This is a genomic window from Alphaproteobacteria bacterium (assembly GCA_015231795.1).
Taxonomy (GTDB): Bacteria; Pseudomonadota; Alphaproteobacteria; order Rhodospirillales; family WMHbin7; genus WMHbin7.
The window spans coordinates 114,148-128,014 of the sequence record JADGAX010000003.1 but is presented as its reverse complement, the minus strand read 5'-3'; the positions used below and the strand labels follow the sequence as shown (position 1 = coordinate 128,014).

At 61.4% G+C, this 13,867-nt stretch carries 16 protein-coding genes; 2 read left to right on the top strand and 14 right to left on the bottom strand.

The window, feature by feature from the left end:
- The 13 genes from HQL44_08260 to dsrA form a co-directional block, all read right to left on the bottom strand.
- Positions 1 to 999, bottom strand: a complete 999-nt coding sequence (locus tag HQL44_08260) for a glycosyl transferase family protein (protein MBF0268571.1) — start codon at positions 997 to 999, stop codon at positions 1 to 3.
- Between the two features lie 5 nt (positions 1,000 to 1,004).
- Positions 1,005 to 2,246, bottom strand: coding sequence for a polysulfide reductase NrfD (nrfD, locus tag HQL44_08255; GenBank protein MBF0268570.1), 1,242 nt, complete (start codon positions 2,244 to 2,246; stop codon positions 1,005 to 1,007).
- A gap of 23 nt (positions 2,247 to 2,269) precedes the next feature.
- Positions 2,270 to 3,016 carry a 4Fe-4S dicluster domain-containing protein gene (locus tag HQL44_08250; GenBank protein MBF0268569.1) on the bottom strand — a complete coding sequence of 249 codons (747 nt, stop codon included), beginning with the start codon at positions 3,014 to 3,016 and terminating at the stop codon, positions 2,270 to 2,272.
- On the bottom strand, positions 3,013 to 3,456 hold the full coding sequence (locus HQL44_08245; protein ID MBF0268568.1) for an Hdr-like menaquinol oxidoreductase cytochrome c subunit: 444 nt from the start codon (positions 3,454 to 3,456) through the stop codon (positions 3,013 to 3,015). Before HQL44_08245 ends, HQL44_08250 begins: the two co-directional genes overlap by 4 nt.
- A gap of 1 nt (position 3,457) precedes the next feature.
- Positions 3,458 to 5,404 carry an NAD(P)-binding protein gene (locus HQL44_08240; protein ID MBF0268567.1) on the bottom strand — a complete coding sequence of 649 codons (1,947 nt, stop codon included), beginning with the start codon at positions 5,402 to 5,404 and terminating at the stop codon, positions 3,458 to 3,460.
- Between the two features lie 15 nt (positions 5,405 to 5,419).
- Entirely contained in the window at positions 5,420 to 6,916 is a 1,497-nt protein-coding gene (locus HQL44_08235) for a (Fe-S)-binding protein (GenBank protein ID MBF0268566.1), read from the bottom strand.
- Between the two features lie 3 nt (positions 6,917 to 6,919).
- Positions 6,920 to 7,648 (bottom strand): respiratory nitrate reductase subunit gamma, encoded by a 729-nt coding sequence (locus HQL44_08230; GenBank protein ID MBF0268565.1) that lies wholly within the window; start codon positions 7,646 to 7,648, stop codon positions 6,920 to 6,922.
- Between the two features lie 90 nt (positions 7,649 to 7,738).
- On the bottom strand, positions 7,739 to 8,071 hold the full coding sequence (locus HQL44_08225) for a TusE/DsrC/DsvC family sulfur relay protein (GenBank protein MBF0268564.1): 333 nt from the start codon (positions 8,069 to 8,071) through the stop codon (positions 7,739 to 7,741).
- Positions 8,072 to 8,110: 39 nt separating this feature from the next.
- Positions 8,111 to 8,419 carry a sulfurtransferase complex subunit TusB gene (gene dsrH / locus HQL44_08220; GenBank protein ID MBF0268563.1) on the bottom strand — a complete coding sequence of 103 codons (309 nt, stop codon included), beginning with the start codon at positions 8,417 to 8,419 and terminating at the stop codon, positions 8,111 to 8,113.
- A gap of 17 nt (positions 8,420 to 8,436) precedes the next feature.
- On the bottom strand, positions 8,437 to 8,820 hold the full coding sequence (tusC, locus tag HQL44_08215) for a sulfurtransferase complex subunit TusC (protein ID MBF0268562.1): 384 nt from the start codon (positions 8,818 to 8,820) through the stop codon (positions 8,437 to 8,439).
- 11 nt (positions 8,821 to 8,831) lie between these two features.
- Entirely contained in the window at positions 8,832 to 9,191 is a 360-nt protein-coding gene (gene tusD / locus HQL44_08210; protein ID MBF0268561.1) for a sulfurtransferase complex subunit TusD, read from the bottom strand.
- 12 nt (positions 9,192 to 9,203) lie between these two features.
- On the bottom strand, positions 9,204 to 10,274 hold the full coding sequence (dsrB, locus tag HQL44_08205; protein MBF0268560.1) for a dissimilatory-type sulfite reductase subunit beta: 1,071 nt from the start codon (positions 10,272 to 10,274) through the stop codon (positions 9,204 to 9,206).
- A 38-nt stretch (positions 10,275 to 10,312) separates the two neighbouring features.
- Positions 10,313 to 11,560, bottom strand: coding sequence for a dissimilatory-type sulfite reductase subunit alpha (gene dsrA, locus HQL44_08200; protein MBF0268559.1), 1,248 nt, complete (start codon positions 11,558 to 11,560; stop codon positions 10,313 to 10,315).
- 379 nt (positions 11,561 to 11,939) lie between these two features.
- Here dsrA and HQL44_08195 point away from each other — a divergent pair, with 379 nt between their 5' ends.
- Both HQL44_08195 and HQL44_08190 read left to right on the top strand, forming a co-directional pair.
- Positions 11,940 to 12,815 carry a TauD/TfdA family dioxygenase gene (locus HQL44_08195; GenBank protein ID MBF0268558.1) on the top strand — a complete coding sequence of 292 codons (876 nt, stop codon included), beginning with the start codon at positions 11,940 to 11,942 and terminating at the stop codon, positions 12,813 to 12,815.
- Between the two features lie 2 nt (positions 12,816 to 12,817).
- Positions 12,818 to 13,078, top strand: a complete 261-nt coding sequence (locus tag HQL44_08190) for a hypothetical protein (GenBank protein MBF0268557.1) — start codon at positions 12,818 to 12,820, stop codon at positions 13,076 to 13,078.
- Here HQL44_08190 and HQL44_08185 read toward each other — a convergent pair.
- Complete coding sequence (locus HQL44_08185) at positions 13,029 to 13,814, bottom strand: hypothetical protein (protein ID MBF0268556.1); 786 nt, start codon at positions 13,812 to 13,814, stop codon at positions 13,029 to 13,031. The two genes, HQL44_08190 and HQL44_08185, sit on opposite strands and share 50 nt — an antisense overlap.
- Positions 13,815 to 13,867: the final 53 nt, after the last annotated feature.

The following is a 13,867-nucleotide window of genomic DNA, read 5'->3' as shown; positions in this document are numbered from 1 at the left end:
TTAATGTCCCAACCAGCCCTTATCGCGCTTGGCCCACATCTCGTCGGCCAGTTTCTGGGCTGCGGCAACGCTGGCAGCGCGCCCCATGACGCGCAGCGCGACCGCCGCCGTGCCGGTCACCGTCGCCTGGGCATAGACATCGTCAAGATCGCCCTTCCACAAGGCGCTCAAGCGGGCCGGGTTCATATCGGTCTCGTGCGGTTGGGCGCTTTCGGCCAGGATGGCTGGCCATTCCTCTTCGCTCATAACGCCTTCGACCGACATCTGAACCAGACACGGCTTCTCCGGCCTGCGCTCGGCCTCTCCGCCCTCGCCCTTGAAGACGGCTAGACGCTGATCGCCCAGCATATTGGCCGCCTGTTGATGAACGCCGCGATAGGCGGGATGGAATACGCTGACCATGGCCGACGGGGCGCGCAACGGATTGAGCATGCGCCCAATCGTGTGCAAGGGCGTACGCAGGCCCAAAAGCGGCTTCAGCCCCAGCATGGCGTTCAAGCCGGGGCTGAGATGCTCAAGCGCCATGAAGGCAAAACAGCGACGATCCAACTGTTGGCCCGCTTCGGCCAGACTGGCCGCCGACTTAATCCCCAGCGACTCCAATGCGGCGCGGGAATAAAGGCGACCGGCGGTATGGTCCTCGGGGCCCTGCATGAAGACGCGCACGCCATGGCTGGCCAGCAGCAGGGCGGACAACAAGAACCAGGGCAATTGGCGCGATTTGCCCGCATAGCTCGACCAATCGAGATCCGCCTTGGGAGGAACGCCTGTCGCGGCGACGGCCTCGCGGGCCGCAGCGACGAAACCCGCCACCTCGTCCGGCGTCTCGGTCTTCACGCGCAACAAGCAAAGGAAGGCGCCCAATTGCACGGGTTCGACCTGACCCGCCAGAATCATGGCGGCGGCGGCTTTGGTTTCCTCGAAACTAAGGGGACGCGACAGCGTCGGCCCTTTGCCCAGAATGCGGACATAGGGCGCGAAAGGATGTTCCTGGGCCATTCTCTTTAAGCGGTTTCGACCGCTTCCTCCGATTCCATCAGCCTTTTCTTGGCGTGCGGATCGATTTGCGCATCGGCCAAGGTGACAGGCAGGAAGCGAAGGATGGCCATTCCGAAGGCGACAATCAAGAGGGCCAGCGCAAACCCGCCGATTCCCAGCAGAATTTCGGGAAGCGATGGGGCGTAGGACTGAACGATGCCGTCATAAAAGCTGCTTTCCACCTCGTAGCCGGGGAACAGCGTCAGCGGCCAGGCCTGACCGCCGATGATGATGACATAGGTCTGCGCCAAGCCGCCCAACACCACCAGAACCGAGGCGAAGGCCAATGTGGCATGCGAGCGCAGACGCGGAACCAGGGTCAGGGCCAGGGGGAAAACGGTGCCCAGTCCCATCTGCACGCCCCAGAACAGGAATGTGTAGATGCCGCCATTCAACAGAACGAAAGCCACCACCTCGACGCGTCCCGCCCAATAGGCGGCTGTGACATGCTGCAACAGCGCCAGATAGGCGGTGGCGGCGACGAACACGGCCAGCAGAACGCGCAAACGCTCGGTGAGCACCGTGCCCAAGGGACGCTTGTCGATGGCGCAGACGGTCAGCAGAACCAGAATGAAAATGGCAGTGCCGAAGGCCAGCGACATGGCGATGAACAAAGGCGCCATGACTGCCGACGAATAGGCCTCGCGGGCGGCCAGGAAGCCGAAGATCGAACCGGTACCGGTGGTCAGCACCAAGCGCCAGATGAAGGCGAAGGTGCCGGGGCCGCTGCTTTTGTACTTCAGCCTGCGATCCATCATGAACCACAGATACACCAGAACGATGCCGAAGAAGCCGGTGTACAAAATGATGTTGGCGGCGAAGATCGATTTGAAATTGAAGTGCGACATGGCCACGATCAGGCGGTCGGGACGGCCCAGATCGAGAACCAGAACCGCCAAGCCGCCCGCCAGAAGGGCCAGGGCCAGCAGCGCCGACAGCGGCGCTATCGGCTTGTAGATCGACTTTCCAAAGACCGACGAGATCGAAGCGACGTTAAGCGCCCCCGAAGCGGCGACGATCAGGAACACGGCGAAAACGTGCGGCATGCCCCACACGACCTGATTGGTCATGCCGGTCACCCAATGGCCGCTATGTTCCATATAGTAGGCGGCCCCCAGGCCGATCAGGAACAGTCCTGCCAATATGACGAACAAGGCGCGGAAGGCCGTACCCTTGGCATTCAGCTCCTTGAAGACGAGATCGGGCATATGAGCCATGTTTGCGCGCTCCCCTAAATGCCGTGATAGCGCACGCCGGGGTCGGTCTTAAGATCGGCCCGGATCTGGCTGGTGGGATACTGGGCCACCACCTGGGTGATGGCATGTTCGGGATTTTGCAGATCGCCAAACAGCATGGCGCCGCGCCCCTTGGCGTGGCAGGCCTCGACGCAGGCGGGAACGATGCCCGCATCGACGCGATGCGCGCACAAGGTGCAAGCCTCGACGCAGCCCTTGCCGCGCGGATTGTTGGCCGCTTGGTCTTCCAGCTTCTCATGCGCAAAGGAGCGCGCCTTGTAGGGACAAGCCATCATGCAATAGCGGCAGCCGATGCAGATATGGCGGTCGACCAAGACAATGCCGTCGGCCCGCTTGAACGAGGCGCCGGTGGGGCACACATCGGCGCAAGGCGGGTTTGAGCAGTGCTGGCACATCATGGGCAACGAACGGGTAAAGCCGGTCTTCGGCTCGGCCAGTTCCACCTTGCGGATATACTGGGCGTCGGTGGCCGGACGGCCCTTGCCGATCAATCCCATTTCTTCCTTGCAGGCGTCGACGCAGGCCGTGCATTCCTGATCGCAGCGATTGGTATCGACCAGCAATCCCCAGCGCACCGAGGAATCGGTGGCCGTGTCGTCGGGACGCGCCTTGCTGGGCGAAGGAGCAGCCAGCAGGAAAACGCCGGGCGCCAAAAGGGCCGCCGAACCTGCCGCCGCCTTCAAAAGGCCGCGCCTTGTTGGAGACAGACAGTTCTCGCTCATTTCGCCCCCTCAGGCTGCGCCGCCGGCTGCGATTCCGCGGCTTCGGGCGGCATGACGTCGGCAACCGGCTCGACCGCCGCCTTTTTGGCTTCCGGGCGCGAATTGTGACAGTCGAAGCAATCGACCTGCACGGCAGCGTAATCGTGGCAGACGCGGCAGAAATGCTTGTCGTTGTCGATGCCCACCGGCTGGCCTTCGGCATTGCTGACCGCATGGCAATCCAGACAGGCCTTCAGGCCGTTGTTGCTGGCCCGAATTCCCTGATGCATGGTGGCGTCGCGCCGATGCAGCAGCATCGACATGTGGTTGCGGCGCATGTCGGCAGGCTCGGCCAAGCATTTCTCGCCCTTGGCCTTCGGCACTTCGGGCGGCCCTGCCAGCGAAGGCGCAGCCGCCACGCCCAGCGTCAGAACCAGAAGAAACGCCGCCAGAAGCCGCATCTTACTCTCCCAGACCCATCTGGATGTAGCCGGTCGGGCAAACATCCATGCAGATATGGCAGCCGATGCACTTGGAATATTCGGTGTAGACGTAGCGGCCCAAGCCACGCTCGGCCTTGGGCGTACGCTGCACGGCCGTCTGCGGACAGAAGACCAAGCAGTTGTCGCATTCGAAGCACAGGCCGCAGCTCATGCAGCGCTTGGCCTCGGCCACCACTTCGGCATCGGTCAGCGTTTTCAGACGCTCGTCGAAATTGCCGATCACCTGATCGGCCGAGATATGAACTTCCGAACGCTTGTTGCGCTGCGTGTAGGGGAAATGGCCCAGGAACAACTCGTCCGAAGGCACCACTTCCTTGGTCGAGCGGTCTTCGTAGTTGTGAATGGCAAAATTGGCCTCGCTGGTGCCGCGCTCGCCTTCCTTGGTGACGAATTTCTCAGGCTCGCGGCCCATGTTGCGCAACACGTCGATCAGGTTGAAATGATGGACGTCGACCTTGGGACGCTTGCCGAACTCTTCGCCCTTCAAGAAGGTGTTGATGCTTTCCGAAGCGATCCAGCCGTGGCCGATGGCGGTGGTCAAGAGATGCGGGCGCACGATGTCGCCGCCCACGAAATGCTTGTCCTTGCCGGGCACCTTGAAATGCTTGTCGGCGTTGATGAAGCCCTTGCCATTGTCCATGGCTTCCAGGCCTTCCATGTCGCCCTTCTGGCCGATGGCGGACACGATCAGATCGCACTCGATCTCGAATTCGGTGCCGCCTTGCGGAACCGGCGTCATGCCGTCCATGGTGCATTTGCACATCTTGAGCGCGCGGGCGCGCCCGTTGGCGTCTTTCAGAACCTCGAGCGGCATGATGCCGCCCTTGATTTCCACGCCTTCGCGCTTGGCGTCTTCCACTTCGCGCTCGGCGGCGAACATCTTTTCCACCGGGAACAGCGACGTCAGGGTGACGTTGGCGCCCTCGCGGGTCGCCGCCGTCGCCACGTCATGCGCGGTCTGGCCCAGCACGACGTGCTCGACGCGGTCCTTGTCGTGAACCTGGGTGATGTGGCCCAAGCGGCGCGCCACCGAAGCGACGTCGATCGACGTGTCGCCGCCGCCGACCACGACGATGCGGCCAGTCACGAACTTAAGGCGGCCTTCGTTGAAGGCGCGCAGGAAGGCGACGCCCGAAATGCAGTTGGGAGCGTCGGCGCCGGGAACCGGCAGGCCGCGACCGGCATGCGTGCCGATGGCCCAGAAGATGGCGTCGTTGTTCTTTTCCAGGTCGGCCAACTGCACGTCGCGGCCGACGCGGCAATTCATCTTGGTGGCCACGCCCAGATCCAGAATGCGCTTGATCTCGCCATCCAGCACATCGCGCGGCGTGCGGTAGCCGGGAATGCCATAGCGCATCATGCCGCCCAATTCGGCGCGATCGTCATAGATGGTGACCGTATGGCCCATCTTGCGCAGCTGATAGGCCGCCGACAGGCCAGCCGGGCCGCCGCCGATGACGGCGATCTTCTTACCGGTTTCCTTCTCGGGCTTCGGGAAGGCCAGCTTGTTCTCGAGCGCCCAATTGCCGATGTAATGTTCGACGGAATTGATGCCGACGTGATCCTCGACCTCGTTCCTATTGCAGCCGTCTTCGCAAGGAGCCGGGCAAACGCGACCCATCACGGCGGGGAACGGGTTGGACATCGTCATCTTGTGGAAGGCGTATTCCTGCATGGACATGCCCGCCGGGGGCTTGTCGACGCCACGCACAATATCCAGCCAGCCGCGAATGTCGTGGCCCGAGGGGCAGCTCGCCTGGCAAGGCGGCGCGCGATGAACATAGGTCGGACATTTGTGCGACCAGCCAGCCTGGAAAATGGCCTCCTGCAGATCGGACCAACGGTCTTCGCCTTCCTTGAAGCGGCGGAAAGTGAGTTGCTCTTTTTCCACATTCACATGGTTCATGGTCGCTTCCTTACCTTAAGAATTACCGCCCAGTAGGATGGCGTTGCTTACCAACTGATGTACGCTTTGGACCATGCCCATTTCGTAACCGTAATAGGGCAGGACCTTGGTGAACTGGCTTTTGCAGATGGCGCACATCGAGGCCATATGCGTCACGCCATGCTGTTCGACGACGTCGCGCAGGGCTTCCACGCGGGGCTTGGCACCCTTGATGCGGATGTCGATCAACTCGTCGGTCAACAGGCCGCCGCCGCCGCCGCAACAGAAGGTGCGTTCGCGGGTGGCGTCGGGATGCATGTCGACGAATTTCGGGCAGGCCGCCTGCAGCACGAAACGCGGATATTCGAACTGAGAGCCGGGTTCAGGTCCCATGCGGGTGGCGCGCGCGATGTTGCACGAGTCATGCACGGTAACCACCTTGTCGGCGTTGGCCGAGGAATCGAGCTTGATGGCGCCGCTCAAGATGGCGCCGCGCGTCAATTCCATGATGTGCTGCGGCACGGGATAGCGCGGATCAAGGAAGTCGAACGGACCGGCCAGCGAATTCAGGAAGGCGTAAGCCACGCGCCAAGCATGGCCGCATTCTCCGAACACGATGCGCTTGACCTTGAGCTGGATGGCCGCCTCGCGGATGCGCATGGCGATTTTGCGCATCTGCTCGTAATTGCCGATGAACATGCCGAAATTGCCGGCTTCCGAGGCGTAGCTGGACATCGTCCAGCTAAGTCCCATCTGATGGAAGACCTTGGCGTAGCCGATCAACCCGTCGACATGCGGCTCGGCGAAGAAATCGGCCGATGGCGTCACGAACAAAACCTCGGCGCCTTCGACGTCCAGCGGGAACTTGACGGCATGGCCCGTGGCGTCCAGCACGTCTTCCTCGAGGCCTTCCAGCGTATTCACCAGCGCCGGTTCGGGCAGGCCCAGATTGTTGCCGATCTTGTGAACCTTGCCGATGATCTCATTGCAGTATTTCTGGCCAAGGCCGATCGAGTCCATGATCTCGCGGGCCGCCATCGAGATTTCGGCGGTGTCGATGCCATAGGGGCAGAACAGCGAACAGCGGCGGCACTGCGAACACTGGTGGAAGTAATTGTACCAGTCGTCCAGGCGTTCCTTGGTCCAAGGCTTGGCGCCGACCAGCGAACCCAAAACCTTGCCCGTGGGCGTGAAATAATAGCGATAGATGTCGCGCATCAGATCCTGGCGCGCCACCGGCATGTTTTTCGGGTCGCCCGAACCCAGGAAATAGTGGCATTTGTCGGTGCAGGCGCCGCATTTGACGCACATGTCCAGATAGACGCGCAGGCTTTTATACTTGCCCAGCAACTCGCCCATCTTGGCGACGGCGGCCTGTTCCCAATTCTCGACCAATTCGCCCGGGAAGCCCAAAGGCTCCTGATGCGCCGCCACAGCGACATAGGACTTCAGCTCGCTCATCGCCCCCGGCTTGATGCGCGGAACGGTGGGCAGATCATCAAGGGCGGGAACTGTGTACGGAACCTTCGCCATGACCTAGCCCTCCAACTTGGCGGCCCAGGCCGCCAGATGGCGCTTCTCGCGCGGGTCATCGGCCTGATTGCGGGTGGGGCTGAAGAAAACGCCCGGCACATGCAGCAGCTTCGAGAAGGGAAACACGATCATCAGAAGCGCAACCATGAACAGATGGGCCAGCAGCGGCGGCTCGGCGGGCAGTTCGCGGATGTCGAACACGTAAAGCCCCATGATGAAGGCCTTGACCGCCACAACATCGGTGTGATGCAGGAATTTCATGCCGAAGCCGGAAACGCCGATGCCGATCAGCAGCAACAGCATCAGGACGTCAGAAGGACGCGTGATGTAGCGCACGCGGTCGATGACGAAGCGGCGAAGCAGCAGCACCAGCAATCCCCCAACCATCGCCATGCCGCCATAGACGCCAAGCGGCTGGATCAAGGCCAGCAGGTCGGGCACCGGATTGATGAAATAGCGCAGATGACGGACCAGGACCAGGGCCAGCCCCGCATGGAAGGCCATGGCGAAAATCCACAGCCAGCGATTGGAATAGAACAGACTTTCGAACAGGGCGGCTTCGCGCGCCACGCGCACATAGGCGCCAGCTTGTGTCGTCGGCGCCGGCGTCACCGCGATCTTCAACGGCGCAGGCGTCGTCCAGTACTGGCGAATCTTGAACGCCAGCCCCGCCACCAAAACGGCGGCGGACACGTACAACAGAGCAGCATAGAATACGCTCAAGCCCGTCATGCCGGCCTTCCCTTACCCATTCCATCCCAGAACCGGGGGGGAGGATTCATCGCCCGCCCCCTCCGGCATTTCATTGCGCCAAAGCCAGGATCAGACGCAGCCCGTGGGCTTCGGCAGACCGGCGATTTTGCACGCCTGCTTGGCGGGACCGTACGGGAACAGTTCGTACAGGTACTTGTTGCTGGCCTTGTCGGCGCCCAGCTTCTTGGTGATCGCCTTGGTCAGCACGCGGATCGCCGGAGCGATCTGGTATTCGTTGTAGTACTCGCGCAGGAAGTTCACGACTTCCCAATGCTCGGGCGTCATGTTGATCTGCTCGGCCTTGGCGATTTCACCCGCCAGTCCCTCGCTCCACTCGTTGATGTTGACGAGGTAGCCTTCTTCGTCAGCTTCGACCGTCTTGCCGTCCGCAGTGTAAGCCATCTTATCTTTCTCCTCTAAGTCCTGGTTCTTAGTTCTAAATCAGCACCACGCCTGAACCGCCGAGGCCTGTTCGGCCAGATCGACGAAACCTGCGTAATCAACGACCGCAATGCCGGGAAGCACCTTGGCGGCGTCCAGACCGCGCGCGGCCAGATCGGGTCCCAGCACGTGCAGCTTGCAGCTTTTGGCGGCGCCTGCGACAAGGTCGGCCAACGCCGTGCCCTGCATCGCGCCGATCACGGCGTCTTCATACAAAAGAATGGCCGATCCGGGCGCGGCCAGCTGCAGGCAGCTTTGCAAATTCGTCCGCTCGAAGGGCGACTTGGATACGGTGTGCAGAAGGCTCATGCTCTCATTCCTTCTCATTAAGCCGTCAGGATGACGTCCATGTCGTCCATCAGCTTGGCCATTTCGGCGCGGCTGACGACCTGGACATCGACCAACAGGTCGTCTTCGGACAAGCCGCGCTCGTCCAAGGATTCCTGATCGACATAGAGCTTCTCGATGTCGTAACCCTCAAGCGCGCGATAGGTCTTCGAAAAGTTCTTCATGCCGATGGCGGCGGTATCCATGCCCTTCTTCAGCTGAAGCACGCCGTCGTCGGTGAAGACCAGATGCACGTCTTGATCGAAGGCGGCCGAGATCAGCACCATTTCCAGCACTTCAAGCGCATAGACCGTGCCATAGGGCTGCTTGCGGTTCACATACATGAACTTCTTGACGACGCCGGCTTCCATTTCTTCTTCCATCTTGCCCTCCCTTAGTCGCCGAAGGTGACCAAACGGTCGGCCTGGATGCCGGCCTCGATCAACTGGCCCAGGCCCGAGATGCGAAATCCCGGTGCCAGGTTCTCGTCCTTGATGCCGCGGCGAAGCGCCGCGGCAACGCAGACGACGAGATCCAGCTTATGCTCTTCGGCCAGTTTGCCCCAATTGGCGACGACATTGCGGTCGTCGGTGGGCGGCTCGGACAGCTTGCTCGCGTTGTAGACGCCGTCGTAATAGAAGAACACCCGGAAAATCTGGTGTCCCTTGGCGAGCGCCGCCTTGGCGAACTGGTAGGCCGAGTCCGAGGCCTGATGGTTGAACGGGCCTTCGTTGACAAGAATGGCGAACTTCATTCCCGCCCCCGACTAGAAGTGCAAATGGGCCGAAGCGTTCAGGCTTGCACGCCCGCCACGCCAGGTTTCCAGATGGTACTTGGTGAAGGGCAGGCCGGTCAGTTCGAAGAAGCGCGGCCAGCCGATGCGGTCGATCCACTCGCCAACGCGCTCCCAAGCCCTTGCATCCTTTTGATAGGCGCGCAGGATGTTCTTCACCGTCTCGGCGACTTCCGGCCAACGCGGCGCGTTGTTGGGAAGGCCCGCCGCCACCAGCTTGTGGAAGGTGGGACGCGAGCGGGTGGAGGAATGCTTGCCGCCAACCCAAACGGCGATCTTCGAATGTTCGGGATCGTTGATCTGCATGGGCGGGCAAGGCGGGAAGCAGGCGCCGCAGCAAACGCACTTCTTCTCGTCGACTTCCAGCGAAGGCTTGCCGTTGACCATGGCGGGGCGAATGGCCGCCACCGGGCAACGCGCCACCACGGCGGGGCGCTCGCACTGCAAGCTGACCAGATCGTGATTGATCTTGGGCGGCTTGGTGTGCTGGATGTTGATCGCGATGTCGCCCTGGCCGCCGCAATTGATCTGGCAGCAAGAGGTCGTGATCTTCACGCGGTTGGGCATGCGCTCGTTGGTGAACTCTTCGTACAGTTCGTCCATCAGCGACTTGACGACGCCCGAGGCGTCGGTGCCCGGAATGTCGCAATGCAGCCAGCCCTGGGTGTGCGAAATCATCGACACCGAATTGCCGGTGCCGCCGACCGGGAAGCCCGCGTCGTTCAGCGCCTTGATCAGGGGATCGACCATGTCCTTCTTGGAAACCATGAACTCGATGTTCGAGCGCACGGTGAAGCGGACGTGGCCTTCGGCGAACTTGTCGGCGATGTCGCACAGGGTGCGCACGGTGAACACGTCCATCTGGCGCTGGGTGCCAGCCTTGACGGTCCAGATCTCGTCGCCCGATTCGGCGACGTGATGCAGAACGCCCGGACGCGGACGATCGTGCCACGACCAGTGGCCATAGTTTTTGCGCATCAAGGGATGCATGAACGGCATCGGGTCGGGAACGCCGCTTTCAATTGGACGACGGGGCTCAGCCATGGATTCCTCCGGTCTCTCTATCTATCTCGTTGTCTAACTTACTCGGCGGCCGACTTGTGTCGGGCGTTCCACTTCTTCACTTCCTCGTCCCAGCCGTCCATGCGGACGTAGGAGTTGGAGCGAGGAGCGGCGATCATGTTCAGATCGAGGTCCAACCCCAAGCCTTCCAAATAGTTGGACAGGCCGATGCGCTCGATCATTTCGCCGGTGCGCTCGTGTTCGAGAGCGTTTTCGGCGAAGAATTCCAGCGCGTTGCGAGCCAGCTCGACAAAACCCTCGAAGTCTTCCTCGGTGTTCAGCGGCATGAAGGGAACGATCACCGTGCCCATCAGATCGCCAACCTTCAAGGTGCGCTTTCCGCCCACCAGAATGGCGGCGCCGCGTTCCTTGCCGGGCTTCAGCGCCTTGGTGCAGACGTTGATGCAGTGCATGCAGCGGACGCAGCTTTTGTTGTCGACGTCCAAAGTGTCGTCGTCGTTCAGCGACAGCGCCTGCGTCGGGCACATGCGGACCACCTGATCGATGATCTCCTTGCGGCCGCGCTCCTTCACGATCTGCTGGAAGGCCTTCTGGTCGACCTGAATGTCGTCCTTCCAGGTGCCGATCACGGCCATGTCGGCGCGGTGAATGGCGTTGGCGCAGTCGTTGGCGCAGCCAGCGAACTTGACCTTGAACTTGTAGGGCAGCGAGGGGCGATGCATGTCGTCGACCATCGAATTGATGGTCATGCGCAGCGCCTTGGCCTCGTCAAAGCAGCTTTGCTCGCAGCGGGCAGCGCCCACGCAAGAGACCGAAGTGCGCACGCCGGCGCCAGCGCCGCCCAGATCGAAGCCCATTTCGTTCAGCTCGTCGAAGGCGGGCTGAATGTTCTCGGTGGTCGAACCCTGGAACATGATGTCGCCCGACTGGCCGTGGAAGGCGATCAGGCCCGAGCCATGACGCTCCCAAACGTCGCACAGCTTGCGCAACAGGTCGGTGGTGTAGTGCATGCCGGCGGGCGGCATGATGCGGATGGTGTGGAATTCCTTGGATTCGGGATATTTCTCGGCGACTTCGGAGAAGCGGGGAATGACGCCCGCGCCGTAACCGAACACGCCGACCGTGCCGCCCTTCCAATAGCCCTTGCGGGTTTCGTAGGAATGTTCGAGCTGACCCAGCAAATCCTTCATCATGTCGGCATAGCGGGTGTCCGACTTCGCCAGTCTCTTCAGACCAGTCACGAAGCTGGGCCAGGGGCCGCTTTCCAATTGGTCAAGAAGGGGCGTCTTGGGCATCTGTTTGGCCATCTTTTCCTCCACCATCGACATGACACGCTTCCCAAGGCGGCCACCTTGAGAGCCTTGATAGGCATCGTTCCGAGCGGATGCAGGGAAATACAGCGTCCCCGCCCTCGCCGGTGCTCCTCCACATTGCGCTAACTCACAGGCTTTTATCAGTCCTTGCGAATATGCGCAAACCCTCTTCTCTCGCCAAAAGCCTTCCGGATCTCTCGGCGTGGGGCTTACATGAAAACATCATAATATATCGTTGAAAGAGGAATCCAGCACATTTTCTTACAAAGGCAAAGATTCTTTGGTAATTAATTTTAAGAAGCGTTCTCAAAGACAACCCCTTGTCTAACCGGCATTTTCTGCGCAGCATGCAGCAACGCAGGAGGCCTATATAATGAAATCTCCCTTCGATCTGACGGAAATCGCAGCCTATCTGGCTTGGCGTGACGCCAAATTGCAGGCCCTGCCCGACCGGGTTGGCGACTTGGTGGTCGAAATCAACGACCCAAGGAACCCAACGCCAGCCGAGCGCCAAGCCCTGCTCGGTCTCGTGAGCCGGGCCAATATGGCGGTTTTCGCTGCCTCTTCGGCCAGTTGCTCCAAGGAAACCATGCGCCGGTTCTGCGCCTGCTTCGGCCTGACCCGTCTGGATGCCAACCAACTGGCCGACGACGACGGCATCAGCCCGCTGTCGGTGGCGCCCGAAGGCACCCGCCAGCGCTATATTCCCTATACCGACAAGCCCATCGCCTGGCACACGGACGGTTATTACAACAGCATGGAAAACCAAGTGCGCGGCTTGGTCTTGTGGTGCCAGCAGCCCGCCAGGGAAGGTGGGGTCAATGCGCTTTTGGACCACGAGCTGGCCTATATCGCCCTTCGAGACCGCGACCCCGCATTCATCGAAGCCTTGATGCGCCCCGACGCCTTCGCCATTCCGCCCAATGAAGATGCCGACATGACCAATCGGCAAATGCGCGCGGGGCCGGTCTTCTCGGTCTGGCCGGACGGCAAGCTGCATATGCGCTACACGGCCAGGACCCGCTCGATCGAATGGAACCCCGCGCCGAATGTCCAGGCCGCCAAGAAGGCCTTGGAGGAGATTTTGCGCGACCCGCCCTTCGGCCTGTTCGAACATCGCCTGGAAGCGGGCCAGGGATTGTTGTCAAATAACGTGCTTCACACGCGCCAGTCTTTCAAGGACGATGCATCCGCCCCGCGCCTGCTGTGGCGCGCCCGCTATTACGACAGAATTCAGGAAAGCCAATGACCATGAGCGAAGAGATGACGCCGCCTGGCAATCAGCCGAACGAATTGCGCCAGGAAGAAATGGCCCGTTTCCCCGCACCCTGGGGCCGCGAAGTGCGCCTGATCCGCCTGACCTACGATTCCGGCTTCGAGATGCTGCGCGTTTCGATCAAGGAAGGAAAACGCTTCACCACCCTGGACCTGGATGCCACAACCGCCGCCAAGCTGGCGGGACTTATGGCGGGTTGGGCCCAAGCAGTGCCTCCTCAGCCATCCGAAGGATGAGCCAGGCCATGGCCTGATCGTCGGCCAGCCCCTGCAAGATCGCAATCCGCCGCCCGCCGAAACGGGTCTGCACAAGATCGCCGCCGCCCAGTTGCTCAAGCCCGAACAGCGGTGCGACGTCGTGCGCCGCATGTTGACCTTCCGCCAGCAGCAAGGGCAGAACCACCACCTCATCCTCGCCGGTCAGCTCCAGCCAATCCGCAGCCCGAGGCTCTTCTTCCAAAAACATAACCCTGACGCAAGACCAGCGACCCGCCGCACGAAGCCTCCCGGCCAGTTGCTCGGCGCTCTCGCGAGCGCCGCCGCCTTGCTTGTTGCCATGCGCAATCAGCAGCAAGGCTGCTTTGCTGGGGTTGAACCCGGCGGATTCAGCCGCTCTGGCCGCCCTGGCGTCGGCCAGCGCCGCCAACCCAGGATGAACGCCAATTGGATGTAGATAATGGACAAGTCTGCCGCCGGGCAGATGGGTCAAGCGTCCGGACAAGCCCATTTCGCGGGGGATCATCTCCTTGGCGATGCGCCCTTCGGTGGCGAAAACCGGCACGGCCAACACGGTGGGCGACGAGATCAAGCCTAGCCCTTCGGAAACGAAGGGCCGTTCCTTCCAAAAACAGGCTGCCACTTCGTCGAAACGTCCCATGTCCGACAAGCGCTCGGCCAGACGGCACACGGGACCGCCGCCTCCCCGGCTTGCGCCGTGGCCGATCAACAGAAGACCGATTCCCGTCTTTTTCATGGCATCCAGTGTAGCGCGCTTCGTATCCCTCTGATACTCTTCAGTCAAAGAGG